This is a genomic window from Streptantibioticus parmotrematis (assembly GCF_019890615.1).
GTDB classification, from domain to species: Bacteria; Actinomycetota; Actinomycetes; order Streptomycetales; family Streptomycetaceae; genus Streptantibioticus_D; species Streptantibioticus_D parmotrematis.
In genome coordinates, this window is sequence record NZ_JAINVZ010000082.1 from 1 (window position 1) to 235 (window position 235).

The 235-nt window shown below is 56.2% G+C and carries 1 protein-coding gene; it reads right to left on the bottom strand.

Annotation, left to right across the window (positions count from 1 at the left end; translation table 11 throughout):
• Position 1: 1 nt before the first annotated feature.
• On the bottom strand, positions 2-235 hold a 234-nt coding region (locus tag K7472_RS32335; protein ID WP_222982836.1), incomplete at its 5' end, for a hypothetical protein.

Consider the following 235-nt stretch of genomic DNA (forward strand, 5'->3'; position numbering starts at 1 on the left):
ATCACCGGAAAGCGAAATGCGGAACGGTGAAAGCCCCGCTCCAGCAGGGGGCCGGATGTGAAGGCCGGAAACGGAATTCGGATCTGGTAAGGTTGGAAACACCGAAGGGAAAGCCCGGAGGGGCCTGTGAAAGGGCCTTGAAGGTAACTTCCGTTCCTTGAGAACTCAACAGCGTGCCAAAAGTCAACGCCAGATATGTTGATACCCCGTCTGTCCCGGTTTTCGGGATGGTCGA